Origin of the sequence: Adhaeribacter rhizoryzae (genome assembly GCF_008629685.1) — a bacterium.
GTDB lineage: Bacteria > Bacteroidota > Bacteroidia > Cytophagales > Hymenobacteraceae > Adhaeribacter > Adhaeribacter rhizoryzae.
In genome coordinates, this window is record NZ_VWSF01000016.1 from 125,842 (window position 1) to 146,931 (window position 21,090).

The 21,090-nt window shown below is 46.3% G+C and carries 11 protein-coding genes and 1 pseudogene; 11 read left to right on the forward strand and 1 reads right to left on the reverse strand.

The window, feature by feature from the left end; genetic code table 11:
• Positions 1-74: 74 nt before the first annotated feature.
• From F0145_RS18330 to F0145_RS18350, 5 genes are all read left to right on the forward strand, one after another.
• Positions 75-3,239, forward strand: coding sequence for a SusC/RagA family TonB-linked outer membrane protein (locus F0145_RS18330; RefSeq protein WP_150090624.1), 3,165 nt, complete (start codon positions 75-77; stop codon positions 3,237-3,239).
• A gap of 4 nt (positions 3,240-3,243) precedes the next feature.
• Positions 3,244-4,761 carry a SusD/RagB family nutrient-binding outer membrane lipoprotein gene (locus F0145_RS18335; RefSeq protein ID WP_150090626.1) on the forward strand — a complete coding sequence of 506 codons (1,518 nt, stop codon included), beginning with the start codon at positions 3,244-3,246 and terminating at the stop codon, positions 4,759-4,761.
• 186 nt (positions 4,762-4,947) lie between these two features.
• Complete coding sequence (locus tag F0145_RS18340) at positions 4,948-6,447, forward strand: mandelate racemase/muconate lactonizing enzyme family protein (RefSeq protein ID WP_150090628.1); 1,500 nt, start codon at positions 4,948-4,950, stop codon at positions 6,445-6,447.
• 235 nt (positions 6,448-6,682) lie between these two features.
• Complete coding sequence (locus tag F0145_RS18345; RefSeq protein WP_150090630.1) at positions 6,683-7,612, forward strand: RraA family protein; 930 nt, start codon at positions 6,683-6,685, stop codon at positions 7,610-7,612.
• A gap of 267 nt (positions 7,613-7,879) precedes the next feature.
• Complete coding sequence (locus F0145_RS18350; protein WP_150090632.1) at positions 7,880-8,812, forward strand: RraA family protein; 933 nt, start codon at positions 7,880-7,882, stop codon at positions 8,810-8,812.
• 50 nt (positions 8,813-8,862) lie between these two features.
• Here F0145_RS18350 and F0145_RS18355 read toward each other — a convergent pair whose 3' ends face one another.
• Positions 8,863-10,077, reverse strand: coding sequence for a CehA/McbA family metallohydrolase domain-containing protein (locus F0145_RS18355; RefSeq protein WP_150090634.1), 1,215 nt, complete (start codon positions 10,075-10,077; stop codon positions 8,863-8,865).
• Positions 10,078-10,292: 215 nt separating this feature from the next.
• Between F0145_RS18355 and F0145_RS18360 the strand changes: the two genes are divergently transcribed.
• The 6 genes and pseudogenes from F0145_RS18360 to F0145_RS18385 all read left to right on the forward strand — a co-directional run.
• Complete coding sequence (locus F0145_RS18360; protein ID WP_150090636.1) at positions 10,293-11,459, forward strand: FG-GAP repeat domain-containing protein; 1,167 nt, start codon at positions 10,293-10,295, stop codon at positions 11,457-11,459.
• Between the two features lie 53 nt (positions 11,460-11,512).
• Positions 11,513-12,241 carry a DUF4184 family protein gene (locus tag F0145_RS18365; RefSeq protein ID WP_150090638.1) on the forward strand — a complete coding sequence of 243 codons (729 nt, stop codon included), beginning with the start codon at positions 11,513-11,515 and terminating at the stop codon, positions 12,239-12,241.
• 362 nt (positions 12,242-12,603) lie between these two features.
• On the forward strand, positions 12,604-15,975 hold the full coding sequence (locus F0145_RS18370) for a ThuA domain-containing protein (RefSeq protein WP_150090640.1): 3,372 nt from the start codon (positions 12,604-12,606) through the stop codon (positions 15,973-15,975).
• 133 nt (positions 15,976-16,108) lie between these two features.
• Positions 16,109-17,998: a 3-keto-disaccharide hydrolase gene (locus tag F0145_RS18375; protein ID WP_150090643.1), complete on the forward strand. Its 1,890-nt coding sequence runs from the start codon at positions 16,109-16,111 to the stop codon at positions 17,996-17,998.
• Between the two features lie 27 nt (positions 17,999-18,025).
• Positions 18,026-20,173: a plastocyanin/azurin family copper-binding protein gene (locus F0145_RS18380; protein WP_150090645.1), complete on the forward strand. Its 2,148-nt coding sequence runs from the start codon at positions 18,026-18,028 to the stop codon at positions 20,171-20,173.
• A 491-nt stretch (positions 20,174-20,664) separates the two neighbouring features.
• Positions 20,665-21,090 (forward strand): annotated as a pseudogene (locus tag F0145_RS18385) (hypothetical protein); the annotation flags it as partial.

The following is a 21,090-nucleotide window of genomic DNA, read 5'->3' on the forward strand; positions in this document are numbered from 1 at the left end:
AGATAATTTTAAAATATATACAACAAGTCGCTTACCATTCTTTATCCACCAAACAATTTTAATCATTTAAGCTTATGAGAAATTTCAAACTCATTTTTTGTCTGCTTTTCACCTGGCTTGGTTTGCTGCAAGTAATAGATGCCCAGGCACAAAGTCAAATAACCGGCAGGGTAAAGTCAGCCGCTGGTGAAAACCTGCCGGGCGTTACCGTGTTATTAAAAGGCACCACTACGGGTACTACTACCGATGCGAATGGCACGTATAACTTAAGCGTACCGGTAACCAGCGGCACCCTGGTATTTTCTTTTATTGGGTATACTACCTTAGAAAGAAATTTCGCTCAACCCGGCACCTTAGACGTAACGCTGGCCACAGATGCCAAAGCCCTCGACGAAGTAATCGTAACGGCTTTGGGAATAAAGCGCGAAGCAAAGAAACTGGGCTATGCCACTTCTACCGTTAACACCGACCAAATAACTACTACCCGCACCACCAATGTGGGCAACAGCCTGGTAGGCAAAGTGGCGGGCTTAAACGTGCAGGCCCCGCCCAGCGGCCCGGGTGGTTCCTCAAAAATCCGAATCCGGGGTCAATCTTCGTTTGGGGCTAATAATTCGCCATTAATTATTGTAAACGGCGTACCCATTAATAACTCAACCGGTGGCTCGGCAAACAGCGGTGGGACCGGTTTTAACGGCGAAGCCCGTACCGATACCGGCGACGGCCTGCAAAGCATTAACCCCGACGATATTGAATCGATGACGGTGCTGAAAGGAGCGGCAGCCGCGGCGCTTTATGGTTTTCGGGCGGCCAATGGGGCTATTATTATTACTACCAAATCGGGTAAAGGCCAAACCGGTATCGGGGTAGAACTTAACTCTAACTTTCAGGCCGATGAAGCTTTAGATTATACCGATTTTCAGTACGAATACGGCCAGGGAGAAAATGGCATTAGGCCCCAGGTGCTGCAGGGCGGGCCCAATGCGGCCCGAGGCGCATCTACCGGTACCGGCACCTGGAGTTTTGGCGAACGGTTCGATGGGAAGCCCACTATTTCGTTCGACGGCCAGACGCACCCGTACAGCCCTTACCGCGACCGGGTAAAAGATTTTTACCGCACCGGCACCACCTGGACTAATTCGGTGGCTTTATCGGGTGGTAATGAAAAAGGAAATTTCCGGTTGTCTTTCGCCAATACCGATGCCAACAGCATTATACCAAATTCTGAGTTTCATAAAAAAATAATGAATTTTGGCTTAACCTACAGCCTCACCGATAAGCTTTCTACCCAGTTAAACGCCAACTACTCTAACGAGTACAACCGCAATCCGCCGGTAGTAGCCCAGCAAGATTACAATATTAACCAAACGCTTTATACCATTGCCAATAGCTTAGATGTAGCCTGGCTGGAGGCCGCTTACCAGGATGAAAATGGCAACGAAATATTCCCTTCACGGTTTACCAACCGGACTAACCCATACTGGACCATTAACAAACGTTTAGAAGAAAACCGGCGCGATCGTATTTTTGGCAATGCTTCTATTCGGTACCAGTTTACGCCTTGGTTGTACGCCCAAGGCCGGGTAGGGCAGGATTATTTTACCAACCCGTATAATGCCAACCGGCCAACCGGTACTGCTTTTTTAACGGCAGCACCCGTTGGGTTTAACGGCAACTTTTACCAGCGCGAAAATACTTTCCGGGAACGCAACTTAGATTTTTTGGTAGGCGCTAACCGCGAATTTGGCAAGTTTGGCATTGATTTAACCGTGGGCGGCAACTCCATGGATATTAAAACCACCAGCCTGGGTACTTCGGTAACAAACTTCTACGTGCGCGATTTATACACCATTGGCAATGGCCAGGTAAAAGAACCGCAGGCTTCTTACTCGCAAAACCGGGTTAATTCCTTATTTGGTACCGTCGATTTCTCGTTTAATAATTATTTGTTTTTAAACTTAACGGGCCGCAACGATTGGTTCTCTACGCTTAATCCGGAATCTAACAGCTATTTGTACCCCTCTATTAGTACCAGTTTTGTGTTTAGCCAGGCTTTTACTACCCTGCCGGCCTGGTTAAGTTACGGTAAAATACGAGCGGCTTACGCCGAGGTGGGTGGTGCCACCGACCCTTACCAAAACGCGCTGTTTTATAACATTAACGCCAATCCTTTATCGGTAAACGGTACTAATTACGCTTTAGGTAATATTTCGGGCTTAGTAAGTCCTAACCAAAATTTAAGGCCGTTGAGTGTAAAAGAAGCCGAGGCCGGTTTAGAACTAAGAACTTTAGACAGCCGCGTTAACCTGGATATTAGCTTTTACCGCAAAAACACCGTCGATGAAATCTTGAACGTGGATATTTCGAATACATCGGGTTTTAACCAAACCAAAGTAAACGTTGGTCAGCTCCGGAATCAGGGTATAGAAGCCATGTTAACCTTAGAACCGGTGCGTACAGAACCCATTACCTGGACAAGTACTTTCAACTTCACCATTAACAAAAGCGAAGTACTGGAATTGGCTAATAACCAAACCCGTTTCGACGTGGCTAATGCCCAAGATTTAGGTGCCTTTATTGGTTACGTGTCGCATGAAGTAGGTAAACCCTTGGCTTCCTTACGCGGGTTTGATTACCGTCGCGATGATCAGGGCCGAATTTTAACTTCTAACGGGCGGTTTGCTCAGGGTAACCTAATAACCTACGGCAGTGCTATTCCTACCCATACCGGCGGCTGGTTAAATACCGTCACTTTTAAAGGCATTCGGTTATTTACCCAAATAGATTTTAAAGCCGGTCATAAATTAATTTCTAACTCCAACTTTAACTGGATGCGGCATGGCTTGCACAAGGCTTCGTTGGTGGGTCGCGAAGGAGGGGTGGTAATGGCCGGTGCGGTAAATGCCGATGGCTCACCTAATACCGTAGCAGTACCGGCGCAGGAATTTTATAATAATTATCGGAGCGTAAATGTTACCACGCCATTTGTGTATGATGCCAGCTTTGTGCGTTGGCGCACCGTTTCGCTGGGCTACGATTTCTCGCGGTTTGTGAGCAAGTCTTTTGTAAAAGGTTTGGCGGTGAATGCTTTTATTAATAACGTTTTAATTATTAAAAAACACGTCGATAACCTGGATCCCGAAACCCAGTTTTCGGCTTCTGACCTGAATACGGGGCTGGAGGCGCACGCGCTGCCTACTACCCGCAGCTATGGTTTAAACTTAAATATTAAGCTTTAATTTTATGAAGAAAAATATAGCCTTAGCACTGGTTGCGTTGCTTTTAAGCGTAAGTAGCTGCGATAAAGATTTTGAAGAAATAAATACCAACCCCAACCTGGCTACCGACCTGGACCCGGTTTATTTGTTAAATAATGCCCAGTTTAGTTCGGCCAATTTTGCCACCCACCATTACGAAGGCCAGATTGTGCAGCAACTAAATACGCCTTATACCGGCACCTTAGAGGCTGGTAACCACAACGTGCTGAACGATGCCAACACCCGCACCTTGTGGAACGGCCTGTACGAAGGACCCATCCGGAATACCGTGGCGATTATTGAAAAAACCAAGGATCATCCGGCCATGAGTAACTTGTATAACATGGCCCGCATTGTGAAAGCCTATAATTTTTTAGTACTGGTAGATACCTACGGCGATATTCCTTATTTCGAAGCCGGCAAAGGGTTTATATCCAGCACTTATTTGCCTAAGTACGACGACCAGAAGCTTATTTATGATGATTTGCTGAAAGAGTTAGACGAAGCGGCGGTAGCCCTGGATGCGGCCAAACCCAGTGTAACCGGCGGCGATATTTTCTACAATGGCAATATTGGCAGATGGAAAAAACTGGCTAATTCGCTTTTACTGCGCGTAGCCATGCGCTACACCGAATCGGAGCTATCCAAAGCCGACCAGTGGGTAGATAAAGCTTTTGCCCGAGAATTAATGACTTCTAACGACGATAATGCGGTGGTTCGGTTTAATGCGCCGGCTTACGTGCATCCTACGCCCGCGCAGCTTACCAGTACCGAAAAATCTAATTATTTTGCCGGGGAGCCTTTCGTGAATTTCATGAAAACGAATAACGATCCGCGGGCGCCGTACCTATTTGTGCGATATTCTGCCCCGGGCACCGATAACGGCGGAATCATGAATACCAACCTGGCCGATCAGTTTGGTTTGCCTTTCGGTTATTCAGATGTAACCATAAAAAACGCACCTGGCTGGCGCGGCGCTTTTACAGAATATTCCCAATTCCGGAGAAATACCGTTCTAAACCAAAGTTCGCCGGAGTTTTTGGTAACCCACGCCCAAACCCAATTATTATTAGCTGAAGCGGCGCACCGCGGCTTTATTTCGGGCGATGCCAAAACTTACTACGAAACCGGTGTTAAAGCCCACATGGATCAGATAAAGGGTTACGATGCCAACATAAATATTTCCGACGCCGAGAAAAATGCTTATTTACAACAACCAGGCATTCTGTTTAATCCGGCCAATGCTTTAGAACAAATTAATACGCAATATTGGGTCGCCTCTTTCCGGAGTTGGTCCGAAGCCTGGGCTAACTTCCGCCGTACCGAATTGCCACGTTTGCAACCCATTAATTATCCCGGCGAAGATCCTTCGGTTAAGGGCAACTTTATTCGCCGTTTAGTATATCCCAACCGCGAAGTATCGGTGAACCAGGCCAACGTGAACGAAGCCATAAGCCGCATGGGCCCAAATGCTTTAGGAACCCGCTTATTCTGGGATGAATAATTAAAGAATTTACCTGCCCGGCAAATTAATACCGGGCAGGTTTTGTATTTTTCTTTTTAAAACAATATTATTTAGGTTAAATAATATTGGCGGGGCAAGTATCAGGTTTTCGGGTTTTATAAGTCTGCTGGGTATCCGCCGCAAAAGAATAAAAGCTCAATTACGCACCACAAATAATTCTTAATCATGAAAAGCATTTTACAACAAATTATTGCCCAAACCAAGAAACAAGAAAAAGCAGAGGCCGCCGCCCAGCAACAGGAAATAAATAATCCGCAAACGCAGGATAGCCGCCGGGATTTTCTGAAAAAAACCGCTTTGGGCGGTATTGCGCTGGGTGGTTTTATGTCGGCTTCTATTGAAGATACCCTTGCCCAAACTACTTCTAAGGTTAAGCGGGCTTCTAACCCGTCGCAGCTAAAAATTACCGATATGCGCTATGCGCTCACCAATGTTATGGGCGGTACGGCCATTATCCGGATAGATACCAACCAGGGTATTTATGGTTTGGGCGAGGTAAGAGACGCGGCAGATGTGCGGTACGCGCTTTTCCTGAAAAGCCGCATATTAGGCGATAATCCGTGCAACGTAGAAATGATTTTTAAGAAAATCAGGCAGTTTGGTGGGCAAAGCCGCGCTGCGGGTGGCGTGTGTGCCGTTGAAATGGCGCTTTGGGATTTATGCGGCAAAGCTTACAACGTACCAGCCTGGCAATTATTAGGTGGCCGCTACCGCGATAAAATAAGATTATACGCCGATACGCCCGAAGCGGGCTCCGTGGAAGAACAAACCAAATTAATAAACTACCGGGTAAACGACCAAGGTTATACCTGGCTTAAGATGGACGTTTCGATTGGGGAACTGAAAGGTAAGCCCGGCACACTGGTAAACTCTAAATTTTGGGAAGATTCCAGGGGCAATCTGGCGCAATGGGGCGACCAGGCTAATCCCATGTCATACGCCAACGCGGTGCATCCATTTACGCAGATTCAAATAACCGAAAAAGGCCTGGAAGAACTATCGAATATTGTCGATCATACCCGCAAATTAATCGGCTACGATATTCCGCTCTCCACCGACCACTACGGCCATTTCGACTTAAATAACGGTATTAGGTTAGGCAAAGCCTTGGATAAATATCGCCTGGCCTGGTTCGAAGATGTGGTTTCTTGGGAATATACCAACCAATGGAAAACCATAACCGATGCTTTAGAAACCCCCACTACTACTGGCGAAGATATTTATTTGCTCAAATATTTTAAACCCCTCATCGATATTCACGCCGTAGATATTATTCACCCGGATTTAGCCAGTTCGGGCGGTTTGCTGGAAACCAAGCGTATTGCTGATTACGCCGAAGAAAACGGCATTGCCATGGCCATGCACCAGGCCGGCACCCCGGTATCTTTTATGGCTTGCGTACACTGTGCCGCCGCTACCCAAAACTTTTTGTCGCTGGAACACCACTCCGTGGATATTCCGTGGTGGGAAAGTTTGGTAAAAACCACCGATGGCCGGCAATTAATAACCAAAGGTTACGCCAATGTGCCGCTTTCGGCCCCCGGTTTGGGCATTGAACTAAACGAAGATGTAATACGGCAACACCTGCACCCCCGCGATAAAAGCTTTTTTGCCCCCACCAAAGAATGGGACGAAAGACGTTCGGTGGACCGGATTTTTAGCTAGGAAAAGCGCAGGCAGCGCATGTCTATTAATATTTATCTGTTGCTGGCATCTAAATTTAGGTGCTCTTTTTTACCTTTCTATATACAATAAAGGTGCAATTAGGAATTAATATTCAGGATTAAATTTTTCCGGTGTAACGTTCCTGTTCTGCTGAAAGGCGAATTAGAATTTATATTTTAGATAATTAAACAGCGAAAGAAGTTCTTAGAGAGTAAAATAATATCAAAAAATAATAATGAATAAAAAACTATTACTGATTCCCGTTTTTGTTTTAGCCGGATTTTTTGCGAAGGCCCAACGGGTAGGTTCTTCGCCGGAATACGTTAAAACCTTAACCGCCAATTGGAAAGGCGAACGCACCCCGGATGGCCGCCCGAAAGTACCCGATTTGGTTCTGGACCGCTTACAGAATTGTACGCTTGAACAAATTTGGGGGTACTTAGGCAACAAAGGCTACCGGAACCAGGTCGAGAAAAACTGGGTAATTCTGAAGCCGGGCGAAACCATGACCGGCCGGGTAGTAACCGCCCAGTTTATGCCAACCCGCCCTGATTTGGATAGTTTGGTAAGAGCACAAGGCAAAGCCGAAGGCCGTTCGCAAAAAGGCGGTATCAATATTTGGCCGATAGATATTTTAACCAAAGGCGATGTGTACGTGGCCGATGGTTACGGCAAAATAAAAGACGGTACCTTAATTGGTTCCAGTTTGGGTAACGCCATTTACGGCAAAACCGGCAAAGGTGTAATATTTTACGGCTCCGTCCGGGATATGCAGGAACTAAAAGATACCAAAGGCTTTAATGCCTGGGTAAAAGGCCACGACCCGTCTTACATTAAAGACATGACGCCCACTTCTATTAACGCGCCCATCCGGGTTGGCGAAGTAACCGTATTTCCGGGCGATGTGGTGTTTGCGAACGAGTACGGCGTAGTTTTTATTCCGGCGCATTTGGTAGAAGGGCTGGTGTCGGCCTCCGAAATGACCGCCCTGCGCGACGAATTTGAGCGGGTACTGCTGCAACAAGGTAAATATCCTTCCGGGGAAATCCACGGCGATTGGTCGGATAAAATTAAAGAAGATTTCCGGAAATGGGTAGCCAAATACCCCAAAAAATTAGCCATCACCCAAAAAGACATAGAAGCTTATTTAGCCAAAGGCCATTAAACCAATTCCTAAAAAAATTCAGCTATACCTATTTTATCAATGCTATCAGAAGATTAAGAGCAATGTTGCTCCCATAAGTTAGTAACTACGAATGTCCCCCTTTGGAGGGGGCAGGGGGAGGATTTACACCTGCAGATAATATTTTAAAGCTATAAATGCTTGAACAGTAACTTACTAAGATTCTAAGCAGCATTATTATAATTACGACCTGATTCAGCTTAAACCATTTTGTAAATCTATTTACTTTAATTCAATTTAGCTTATATAATGAAATTTAAAACTTCCGGCTTATTAATGCTACTCGCTATAATTTGCTTCCCCAGCTTGCTGTTTGCCCAAACCATACCTAAAGACGAATTAATATTTCTGACCTCGGCGTGGAAAGGTGAACGCTTCGCGGACGGGCGACCTAAAATTGCGGACGATTTATTGGAGAGAGCGAAAAAAGTAGGAATTGCCGATGCCTGGACGGTACTCAAAAACGAAGGCTATACCAACCAGTACGAAGGCAACTGGAAAACTGTAAACGACGAAGTACCGGTAGTTGGCCGGGCCGTAACGGCCATGTTTATGCCCAGCCGACCCGATGTAGAAAAAAATATTAAAGAGCGGGGTACTACCAAACAAGGCCGCAAAGGCGCTACCAATTCATGGCCCATAGATGTTCTAACAAAAGGCGATGTGTACGTGGCCGATGGATTTGGCAAAATTGGCGGCGGAACCCTCATGGGCGCAACTTTGGCTAATTCTATTTTTACTAAATCTGGCAATGGCGTGGTATTTAATGCATCAGCCCGCGATTTAGAAGAAATTCAAACCATAAAAGGCTTTAACGCTTTTGTGCGCGATTGGCATCCTTCGTTTTTAGAAGAAAGTGTACTAATGGGCTTAAATACGCCTATAAGAATTGGAATGGTAATGGTAATGCCCGGCGATTTGGTAATAGCCAAGCGCGAAGGCGTGCTTTTTATTCCGGCGCATTTAGCCGACCAGGTAATTAGTACCGCCGAATTTGTGACGCGTAAAGATAAATTTGGCTTCGAAATGGTTAAAACCGGGCGTTACACGGCCGGCCAGATAGACAGCCAATGGAACGACCAGCTAAAAAACGATTTCCTGAAATGGTTAGGCAGCCATCCCGAAATGGGCACCATGACCAAAGCCGAACTGGATAAAGTAATGAGCAAAAGAACCTGGTAAGCAGGTAGATTTATTGCGGATTGCTGCTTACGCGTTCTAGCTTAGAACCTTTATTTAGTAACCGGTTGCGTCCAGGCGGTTTCCAGGTCACCATCCTGGAAAGGGTTACGCTGGAGTTGGGAAGAAATAATTTTGGCGCGTACGTAAAGGTCTTTTGTTTGTAGTTGGTAGCTAGCTTTGGTGCCTTTTACTTCTTTTAAGATGCGGCCCGCTTTGCCAGTGCCTTCACCAGCCTCGTTAGGCCCCCAGAACTGAATGGTATAATCAACGCCGGCTTTTGGTTTTACCTGTACTTCTAATTTTCCTTTTTTGTAAGTTACATCTTTCAGTTCTACACCGGTACTAGCGTAAAAATCGCCGGCTTCCATGGCTGCTATTAAGGCAGCGGGCGTTAGTTCTTTGGCCTTTACCATTATCCAGCCCCGGCCCGTATTACTCAGGCCAACTTTGTGCTCCAGGTAGTTATGCGAGTCGTCGGTAGCTAAGCCGTAAAGCAGCGGTTTGCCTTGTTTAATATAATGGGTCAGCAGCCGGTCCCAGAGTTCTTCCATGCCTATGGTTACCGAATCGCCGTAATTATGCACGTGCGGATGCCCGTTGTACACCTCAAAAAAGCGCTCACCTTTCAACTCTAACATATCTTCGGCTTTAATGGCCCAGCCAAAATTAGGATGATTAATATGCGGGAACATGGGCTGGCCGGTTCGTTGGCGTTGCTCATACACCTGGTTTAAATTATTCTGCATTACTTCCGCCACACTGTTACCGCCTTGCCCTTTAATTAATTCTTTTACATTTATAGCGTTTATGTGAATGGGTTTGCCTTTGTAACCATCGGTAATTTCTTCGGCCTGAATAATTAAAAATTTGTTTTTCTCTTCGAATAAAGGCCGGTATTCGTCCAGGGTTTTCAGCTTAACACTAATTTTACCCGCCGAATCGGTTTTGTAGGTAACCCATTTTTCGCCGTACTTAGCTAAATATTCCTGAAATCGTTTTTGCCGGAAAGGATGCGCCGGAATTTGTTTCCAGAACTCGCCCTGCGCCAGAATATTATGGTCCGAAAGCGCAATAAAATCATAGCCATTGGTTTTGTACCAATCCATGATCATTTCCGGAAAATCATCGCCATCGCTCCAGTAAGAGTGACTATGCGTATTGCCTTTGTACCATTTTGCTTTAGCGGACTGAGCTAGCGTTTGGGTTACCGGCAGGCAAAAAAATATTAGTAACCAGCAAGCTAATATTTGTTTTTGTTTTTGCATAGTTCTGATTAAGTTTGGTTAGGGTATTAGTTGGCATTATGGTTTATGCTTCCGTCTAATTTACTAGCCTAAATAAATTTAGAAAGCTTTTGCTAAAAATAACCGGGTTTGCTGGTATTAATATAAACCAATAATAAATATATAATTTAAGCGCTCGGCAATATTTGCTGCTTTCGTTTAAAATATCCGAATATTAACTTACAAAAAAGATTGTTATGCTGCACCTTTTCGTTTTATGCCAATTGTTGTTAAAGTGGATATTTTTGGCCGAACCAACGCCCCGCTTCGAAGCCCAAACCATTGATGCCAATATTGCCATTGGCTACGGCCTGGCGCTGGAAGATGTGGACGGCGATGGTAAAACCGATATTTTGCTGGCCGATAAAAAGCAATTTGTGTGGTACCGCAACGGCGACTGGAAGCGGTTTGTAATGGTAGAAAACTTAACCGAAAGCGATAATGTGTGCCTGGCGGCCCGCGATTTGGATGGTGATGGCAAAGTAGAAGTAGCAGTAGGTGCCCAGTGGAACCCCGGTGAAACCAGCGACTTAGCTAAATCCGGATCGGTACATTATTTAATTCGCCCGCAAGACCCAACCCAGAAATGGGAAGCTGTAGCATTGCCCCACGAACCTACGGTACACCGGATGCGCTGGGTTAAATCGGCGGAAGGAACTAATTATTTGGTAGTGTTGCCGCTGCACGGCCGCGGCAATAAGGGTGGCGAAGGTGCAGGGGTAAAAGTATTGGCCTATAAAATACCGCAGAACCCCCGCAGTTCCTGGGCTACCGTTACGCTGGATGATGCTTTGCACATGACGCATAACCTGGACGTGGTAGAAACAAAATCGCCGCAACGCACCGACCTGTATATTGCGAACAAGGAGGGGGTAAGATTAATTTCGAATTTTAATGATAAAAAAATTACTGGTAAAGCGGCTCAAATTACCGGGGTAGAGCAGGGCGCCGGCGAGGTGCGGGTAGGTAACCTGGGCAACAACCAAAAGTTTTTAGCTACCATTGAGCCTATGCACGGTACCACTTTGGCGGTTTCGGTGCTCGGAAAAAATACTACCCGTAAGGTGCTCGACGAAAACCTGAAAGACGGCCACGGACTAGCTACCGCCGATTTATTGGGCTTAGGCCGCGACCAGGTAGTAGCCGGCTGGCGTGTTCCCAACGCTGAAAATAAAGTAGGTGTTAAGCTTTACGTTCCTACCGATAAAACCGGTACGCAATGGCAAGCGCATTGGATAGACGATAACGGCATGGCCACCGAAGACCTACGGGTGCAGGACTTAAACGGCGACGGTAAACCCGATATTATAGCGGCCGGCCGGGCAACTAAAAACTTAAAAATTTACTGGAATAGGTCTAAGTAGCTCAGCTAAACATAAGCTACATTAAACTTTAAAGTAGGATATAACACAAAGGAATGCCATTTACCTTTTCACATCCGGCAATAGTATTACCATTTACATGCTTGCCCCGGCAATGGTTCTCGTTAACCGGACTAGTAATTGGCAGCCTGGCTCCTGACTTTGAATATTTTCTGAGAATGCAAGTTAAAAGTGATTACAGTCATACCGTTAGTGGACTTTTTTATTTTGATTTACCCCTAGGACTCTTTCTTGCTTTCATCTTTCACAATATTGTTAGGAACGCCTTATTTGAAAATTTGCCGACAATCTTAAAATCAAGGTTGATATTGTTTAAACAGTTTGACTGGAACAAATATTTTAGAGCTAAATGGTTTGTAGTGGCGATTTCAATTTTAATAGGCGCTGCTACCCATTTATTCTGGGACAGTTTCACGCATGAGCATGGCTATTTTGCTAGGGTAATTCCTAGCTTAACTGAAACTATTGAGATTTCCGGAAACTACATTCCAATTTTCAAAATATTACAGCATACAAGCACTTTGATTGGTGGGTTGATAATTATTGCCTCCCTAATTCATCTACAGGCTAATAAATATGTAGTTGGGCAATTTAATTTCAAGTATTGGGGCCTCTTTGCGGCTTTTACCTTAACAATTATTGGTTCTAAACTTTTAAGTGGTCTTAACTTTAAGATGTACGGTCACCTAATTGTTACAGGTATTTCGGCTGTGCTAATTGCTTTAACATTAACGCCACTAATAATCCAGCAGAAAAATAATTAGCATTAAATTCAACTGGAAAGTTTTGCTTGGTTGAAGTTAAGATAGCACGTCGTTGGGGTTATGAGCAAATATTCCTGACAACCATGAAGTACTTATGGGTTGTCATTAAATTTTAACCTGATTTCTGATAATCTTAGATTGTTGACATGTAAATAGTTGTTTAACTAAGTTTATTAAAGCTGTTAAGCAGCAAATATCCAGGTGCTTAGGCTGTATTAGCGATTGCGAATAATATTTATTTGTTAGGTGTATTTTTAGTAATATTCATTGTTTATAATTAAGAAAATATAGTATTTTTGGAAATTGTATAACTAACAATAAGACGATCGTCTTTTTACAAACATTATCCACTCAATTCACCCATGTCAACTTCTAAAATTACCTCGCGGGTATGGCTTTATTTGCTGTGCCTGATCGGGGTTTCTGTGGGCTTATATTCCTGCTTAAGCTCCAAAGGTACCAGTGCCAGTACTAAAACACCCCGCATCTTAGTTTTTTCTAAAACTGCCGGCTGGAAACACAGTTCTATCCCTAATGGTGTTGCGGCCTTGCAAAAGCTTGGTCAGGAAAACAATATTCGGGTAGATACCACCAAAAATGCCCGCTATTTTACGCAGGATAGTTTACAGAATTACCAGGCGGTAATATTTTTAAGTACCACCATGAACGTACTGAATGCCCAGCAGCAGGTAGCCTTTGAGCGTTACATTCAGGCGGGCGGTGGCTTTGTGGGTGTTCATGCCGCTGCCGATACCGAGTACGAGTGGCCCTGGTACAATAAACTGGTAGGCGCTTATTTCGTGAGCCACCCGCATAACCAAACGGCCACGGTAAATGTGCTGGATAAAAGCCATCCGGCTACTGCCGGTTTACCCGATAAATGGCAGCGCCTGGACGAGTGGTACAACTACAAATCCATCAACCCCAACATAAAAGTGCTGGCCAACCTCGACGAATCTACTTACCAGGGCGGCATTAACGGCGAAAAGCACCCGATTATTTGGTACCACGATTACGACGGCGGCCGCTCTTTTTACACCGGCTTAGGCCATACCGAAGAAAGCTACGTCGACCCGGTATTCCTGGGCCATTTGCTGGGCGGCCTGAAGTACGCGATGGGCGACGGCAAGCCGCTGGATTACCGCAAATCTTACGCAGTGTTGGTGCCGGAAGAAAACCGCTTTGTACGTACTACATTGGTTAACGACCTGAACGAGCCGATGGAATTGGCAGTAGCCGCCGATGGCCGGGTATTTTACGGCGAACGCAACGGAAAATTATCGGTTTACAACCCAACTAACCGTCAGGCCGGGTTGGTGCATCAGTTTCCCGTGGAAACAAAAGAAGGCTTTGGCTTGCTGGGCTTAACCTTAGATCCGGATTTTAAGCAGAATAATTTTATTTACGTTTTCTATTCGCCCAATAAAGAAAAGTACAAGCACTACATTTCCCGGTTTGTGGTGAAAGCCGATAATACTTTGGATGTTGCTTCCGAAAAAGTTTTGATTCAGGTTCCGGTTGAAATGGAAGCCAGCGCTCACCACGGCGGCTCTTTGGCTTTCGATAAAGATAAAAACCTGATTATTGCCACCGGCGACAATACCGTTCCTTTCCAATCGAATGGCCACGCCCCGATTGACGAAATTCCGGGTCGGATTATTTACGATGCCCAGCGTTCGGCGGGTAACACCAATGATTTACGCGGTAAAATATTACGCATTCACCCGGAAGCCGACGGCTCTTACACCATTCCGGCCGGTAATTTATTCCCGAAAGGTACGGCCAACACACGCCCAGAAATTTATACCATGGGCTTGCGCAACCCGTACCGCCTGGCCGTACACCCATCGGGTAGTATTTATTGGGGCGAAATTGGCCCGGATTCTGGTAAAGACAGCGAGTTACAAGGCCCTAAAGGTTACGACGAGTTTAACCAGGCCAAAAAAGCCGGTAACTTCGGCTGGCCTTATTTTATCGGCGACACCAAACCTTATAACGATTACGACTTTGCGACTAAAACCGCTGCTGGTCCTTTTAATGCAACTGCCCCGGTAAATAATTCGCCTAATAACACCGGTTTAAAAAACTTGCCACCGGCCCAAAAAGCCATGATCTGGTACCCGTACGATGTATCGCCGGAGTTTCCGGAACTGGGTAATGGTGGACGCAGCGCCATGGCTGGTGAGTTTTATCAATTTAATAAAAACGCTGCCTCGGCGGTTAAATTCCCGGAATATTACGACAAAGGCTTATTTATTTTCGACTGGATGCGCAACTGGGTAAAAGTAATTCGCTTGGACGAAAACGAGAACTACCAGCGTACCGAAGATTTTCTGGCCTTCACCGGTAATTTTAAACGGCCCATAGATTTAGCATTTGGCCAGGATGGGGTGCTATACATGCTGGAATACGGTTCGGTGTACGGGATTGATAACGAAGATGCGCGTCTGGTTAAGTTTGAGTTTAATCCGGGCAACCGTGCCCCGGTAGCCAAAGCAACCGCTTCCGATTCGATTGGCGTGGCTCCGTTTAAAGTAACTTTCTCCAGCAAAAAGACTTATGATTTCGACGAAGAAGACAAAGTAACTTACCAGTGGCTGTTCGACGGCAAAACCGTAGGATCTACCCAGGCTAACCCAACATTTACCTACGAGAATAATGGCATTTACCAGGCCATTCTGAAAGTAACCGATAAAACCGGCGCGGTTGGTGCCGATACCATTGAAGTAAAAGTAGGTAACTCCTTGCCGCAGGTAGTTATAAATACTAGCGGCAACCAGACCTTTTACTGGGACAATACCCCCCTGAAATATTCCGTTAAAATTACCGACAAGGAAGACGTAAAAATCGACCCGAAAAAAGTACAGGTATATTTTGATTACAACGAGCAGCCCACGAAAAACGAAGCCTTGGTAGGCCACCAAATATTGAGCACCCAGGAAACAAATACCTTGGGCAAAACCCTGATTGCCGGCAGCGACTGCAAAGCCTGCCATACCCTGGATAAAGTTTCGGTTGGCCCCTCGTTTACGGCGGTTGCACAACGGTACAAAGGCGACGGCGGTGCAGTAGAACGGCTGGCCAAGAAAATTATTCAAGGTGGCGGCGGTGTTTGGGGCGAACACGCCATGAGCGCGCACCCGCAGGTTTCTAACCAGGATGCTTCCGAAATGGTAAAATATATTTTGTCGTTGGCCCAAGCTAAAAAGCAGCGCGCCAATTTGGCCACGCAGGGTACCGTAAACTTTACCGAACACGTAGGCAAGCGTCAGCGGGGGCAATATATTTTATTAGCTGCTTATACCGATAAAGGTGGTAAAACGGTTGGCCCTTTAACCAATAGCCAGGTAGTAGCCTTGCGCCCGGCCCGCCTGAATGGCTATGAAGCCGATTGGATGAACAATATTGACCGGTGGGGCAACAGCCTGGGTAATGCGCATAACGGATCTTTCCTGGTGTTTAAAAACGTAGACCTGACGGGAATTAGTAGTTTAACTTACCGTTTGGGTGCCAACGACCGCGACGGGCAGATTGAGGTACACCGGGGTTCGCCAAGAGGCCCGGTGGTAAGCACTACCGCTTTTACAGCCGCCGAAGCCAAAAATAAACGCCTGGAAGTTACCGGAACGGTTACGCCCACTACTGGTAAACACGATTTGTATTTTGTGGTAACCAAAAAAGACGGCCCTAATGATAACCTGGTTAACGTCGGCTCCATTCAGTTTAACAAATAAGGTGCAAGTTTAATCTATATTCAGAAAGCCATAATCTGCCGGGTTATGGCTTTCTTTTATTATTTACAGAATGCTTTTTTAGTGCCGCTGAATAGTATAATTTTGAATAATTTATTAGTTAAAGTTTAATACTTTGAAAAAATTAACAGTTTTATTATTTGCTTTTCTGCTGGGTGCCGGCCAGGTACTTTCGGTGCAGGGCCAGGAAAATACCTTTCCTGCTACTAATATTCCGCTTACCGATTTAAGTGCTTTTAAGCCGGTTACGAACAACTGGAAACTGGTAAGCGATGTTTATTTCGATGCTTTAAAAGCCGGCAAAACCAAAACCACACCGGGCACCGGCGTGTTGGTAAATAATCCTACCAAAACCGATAAGGGCCATTTATTTACCAATCTGGAGCACGGCGATATTGAACTGGAGCTTGATTTTATGATGGCGAAAAATTCTAATGCCGGGGTATATTTACAAGGCCGTTACGAAGTACAAATGTTCGATTCGTGGGGCGAACAAAACCCTAAGGTAACCGATATGGGTGCCATTTACGAGCGTTGGGACGAAAGCCGGCCTTCCGGACGTAAAGGATTTGAAGGGCACGCGCCGGCCCAGAATGTAGGCAAAGCACCGGGTTTGTGGCAGCATTACCGCATTGTGTTCCGGGCCCCCCGCTTTAACGCCCAAGGCCAAAAAACCGAAAACGCCCGGTTTATAGAAATAATCCTAAATGGTGTTACCCTACACAAAAACGTAGAGGTAAGCGGTCCTACCCGTTCGTCTGCTTTCGACGACGAAAAGCCCTTAGGCCCGCTTATGATTCAAGGCGATCACGGCGCCGTAGCTATCCGGAATATTAAATACATTAATTACGGTACCGAACTGGTAACTTTATCGGACCTGAAACTGCAATCTTACGAAGGCAATATTAAAACCCTGGAAGATTTTAATAAGCTATCGCCAACGGCCGAAATGGATATTGATGTGCTGGCGCATCTGGCCCCCGCCAGCCGCGATAAATTTGCCGGCAAAGTAACGGGTACCATAAATATTCCGGTTTCCGGCGAATATTTCTTTAACCTGAACCTGGCCTGGATTCCGATGGATACTAACCCCAATTATATTAACGGGGCCGGGGAATTAACCATTGGCAAAGACAAAGTACTTACCGTTAACGGCCGCACGGGCGTAGCTTCGGGCCGGATTAAGCTCGAAAAAGGCACGCACCCCCTAACGCTTACTTATTTTAAAAGTTCGGCTTACTGGTATGCCCGCAGCAACGATATTACCTTGTCGGTGGGTGGCCCCGGCGTAGCTTATACGGCCTTGCGTACGCCCTTGCGAGCCGAAGAGCCGGTAAGCCCAATTCTGGTAAAAGCGCCGAACGAACCAGTTATGTTAAGAGGCTTTGTAGACCATCAGGGCCGGAAACGAACCCATGTGATTTCGGTAGGAGAACCTGTGGGAACCAATTATTCTGTAGACCTGCGCCGGGGCGATTTTCTGCAAATCTGGCGGGGTAACTTTATGGAAGCAACCCCTATGTGGCACGGCCGCGGCGAAACCCAGTTGTCGGTACCAATGGGGAGTGTAATCCAGTTTTCCGGTAAACCATCGCTTACCTTTTTAGCCGATGCCAACGCCGCCTGGCCCGATTCTAATGCAAATTATACCTATCAGGGTTACGATGTTAGCAAAGCCGGACGGCCAATATTTAAATACGCCCTGGGTGGTGCCACCGTTCGGGAAGCTTTAGAGCCCGAAGACAATGGCCGGAAATTGGCGCATACTTTTACCGTAAATGCAGGTCAGGAAACAAAAGAAATCTGGTGCCGCGTAGCCGAAGGCAACGATATTACTAAACTCCCGAATGGCTTGTACGCCATTAATGGCAAACAATATTACATAGAACTTCCCGGCAAAGTAAAACCAATTATCCGGAGTACTTCCCAAAACACGAAAGAAATGCTGCTGCCAATTAAGGCAAAAAGTAATGCGGGGGTGGTAAAATATTCAATTGTGTGGTAAGGGTTTTAAATTTTGGAATACAGTAACATGAACATAAAAAGTAAATTAAACTATATAACCAGGGCAACCTTAATAGCGGCCGGACTCCTGTTCTTAAATAATGCGCCGGTGCTGGCCCAGGTTAAAAAAGTAAACCCCGAAACCGGCAGCAAGCAACCGGCACCGGCGCCTAAAGGTTTAGCCAAAATAGAACCCGCTCCCGCCAAAGAAGATGATTTTTACAAGCTGATTACCTTACCGGTACCCGAAGATATTATATTAGAAGTGGGCGGTATGGCTACTTTGCCGGATGGCAGCCTGGCCGTTTGTACCCGTCGCGGCGAAGTATGGTTAGTTACAAACCCAACTATTTCGGGTAAAGAAAAGCCCAGTTTTAAACGTTTTGCCTACGGCTTGCACGAGCCACTAGGTTTAGCTTACAAAGACGGTGATATTTACGTAACGCAACGTAGCGAAATAACGCGCCTCCGCGATTCGGACGGCGATGGTCAGGCTGACTCTTACGATAAAATATATTCCTGGCCTTTGTCGGGCAATTACCACGAATATTCCTACGGACCAACTTTTCTGCCGAACGGCAATATGCTGGTTACACTAAATGTGGGCTGGAGCAATAGTTTGGGTCACGGCGTAAGTTTGGTGCCCTGGCGCGGCTGGGCTTTAGAGATTACCCCTGATGGTCAGATGATGCCGTTTGCGGCGGGTATGCGGTCGCCGGCTGGTTATGGCTTCAATGCGGCCGGTGATTTCTTCTACACCGAAAATCAAGGCGACTGGGTAGGTTCTGGCCGGATTACGCACGTAGAAAAAGGCGACTTTGTGGGCAACGCCGAAAGTTTGCGCTGGACTGGTTTGCCCGATTCTCCTTTAAAATTAAAGCCTGAAGGCGTGCCCAACACCGGCGAGCCCCTGTACGATGTAGCCAAGCGGGTGCCGGAATTAAAAGCTCCGGCGGTGTGGCTGCCCCACGGCATTCTGGGTATTTCTACTTCCGGCTTACTCACCGATAATACCAACGGTAAATTCGGTCCGTTCCAAAACCAATTATTCGTCGGCGACCAGGGCCAGAGTAAAATAATGCGCGTAGACCTAGAGAAAGTAAAAGGCGCGTACCAGGGTGTGGTGTTTCCGTTCCGCGAAGGTTTTTCGTCGGGTATTCTGCGGCAGGTGTGGGGCAACGATGGCTCTATGTTTGTGGGCATGACGAGCCGGGGCTGGTCTTCTACTGGTAAAGAATTATTTAGTTTACAGCGCCTGGTCTGGACCGGTAAAACAGCTTTTGAGATGAAAACCGTACGCGCCATGCCCGATGGCTTCGAAATAGAATTTACCGAACCGGTTGATAAAGCGACAGCCGGCAATCCGGCTTCGTATAAGGTTACGGGCTTTAATTATAAATACCACGCTACTTACGGCAGCCCCGTAATCAATAATGCTGCTTGTCCTATTCGGGGCATTGTAGTTTCGGAAGACGGCCGCAAAGCCCGTTTGGCCGTAGATGCTTTGCGCTTGGGTTATATTCACGAAATTACTGCCGAAGGTGTAAAGTCGGTTAACGGGCGGCCTTTGCTGCACAACGTGGGCTACTATACCCTGAATAATTTGCCCGACGGGGAAAAACTAACCCTTGCCGCCTCTACCGCCGGCCACGACCATGCAGCCATGATGGCGGCGGCCAGAAAAACAACTCCTGCTAAAACCGCAACTGCAGCTAAGGCCAAACCGGCTACCAACGCCAGCACTGCTACCCGCAATACGGCCAAGCGGGTAACTGAACAACCTGCTTCCTGGAACGGCGAGGCTGATTATACCATTAATATTGGTACTAAACCGGGCCTCAAATTCGAGCCGTCGCAGTTTCAGGTGAAAGCCGGCAGCAAGGTAAAAGTAGTATTTATAAACGACGACGATATGCTGCACAATTTTGTGGTGGTACTGCCCGGCACCGCTATTCCGGTAGGTGAGCAGGCCATGAAATTAGGTTTGGAAGGTCAGCAGAAAAATTATATACCCAACACCGATAAAGTGTTGTACCATACTATTTTGCTGCAACCAAACACTACCGAAACTATTTATTTTACAGCCCCGGATAAGCCCGGCAACTACACTTACGTGTGTACCGTACCTGGCCATTTTTACGTGATGCAAGGCACTATGAAAGTAATAGGAAGGTAAAGGTTCTGCATTAAAAGATAGTTTAAGAGAAGCAATTTCTTTATACAAAAAGCATAAACTGGTAAAATATTCCGGTTTATGCTTTTTCTTTTTTGCTCAGTTGGTTATTGAATAATGCCAATGCTTCATGTCGATATTCCATAAATAACTTGAATTATCTGTTTATCTTTTGAAAGATTATATCTTTCAAGGCTCAGGTGCTAACTATCTTCTAAAGCCTAAGTTTGCTCCCGGCCGCGGGCCCCGTTTGGTCACTCGGGCTGTCTAAGCTTGTTTTCCTCGTACCTCGGAATGCTACGCACCACAACCTTAGAAGGCCCTCATCGCCCAAACTGCTGTAGTTTTCCAGTAGCTACGGTCTTAATAAATTTAAATTGTTGGTTAAGCGTCCAATCCAAGCTTATGTGCAACGTTCCGGTTCGGCCGAACTCCTTCCCTAATTTAGGGCTACGATTAGGACACAAAATGGAGCGGGGAGCTGTTGGGGGTAAATGGCAGATGCAATATTTAGCAATATTCGGATAGAGCGACGGGTCAAGCAAGTAGTAGAAAAGATAATAGAAAAGCAAAGTGTGGTGATACATCAGCTAAGTGCGAGCGAAGCCGAGCAGCGGAGTTACTACCGTCTGCTGCATAACCCCCGTTTGCAGACCAGTCAAATCATTTCGTACTTGCAAGCGGACTGTGCGCGGCAAGTGGAGGTGGGCGCCCATTATTTAGTATTTCAGGATACGACGCAGCCTAACTTTGAACGCAACCGGCGCAACATTTCCGACCAGCAGCAGCTCGGGGTGATTGGAGATAAGCAGTCCTTAGGCTTTTTCCTGCATCCTTCGCTGGTGGTGCAAGCGGATACTGGCCGCTGCCTGGGCTACAGCCATGTGCAGGTCTGGAGTAGAGAAGCAATGGCGCCAGAT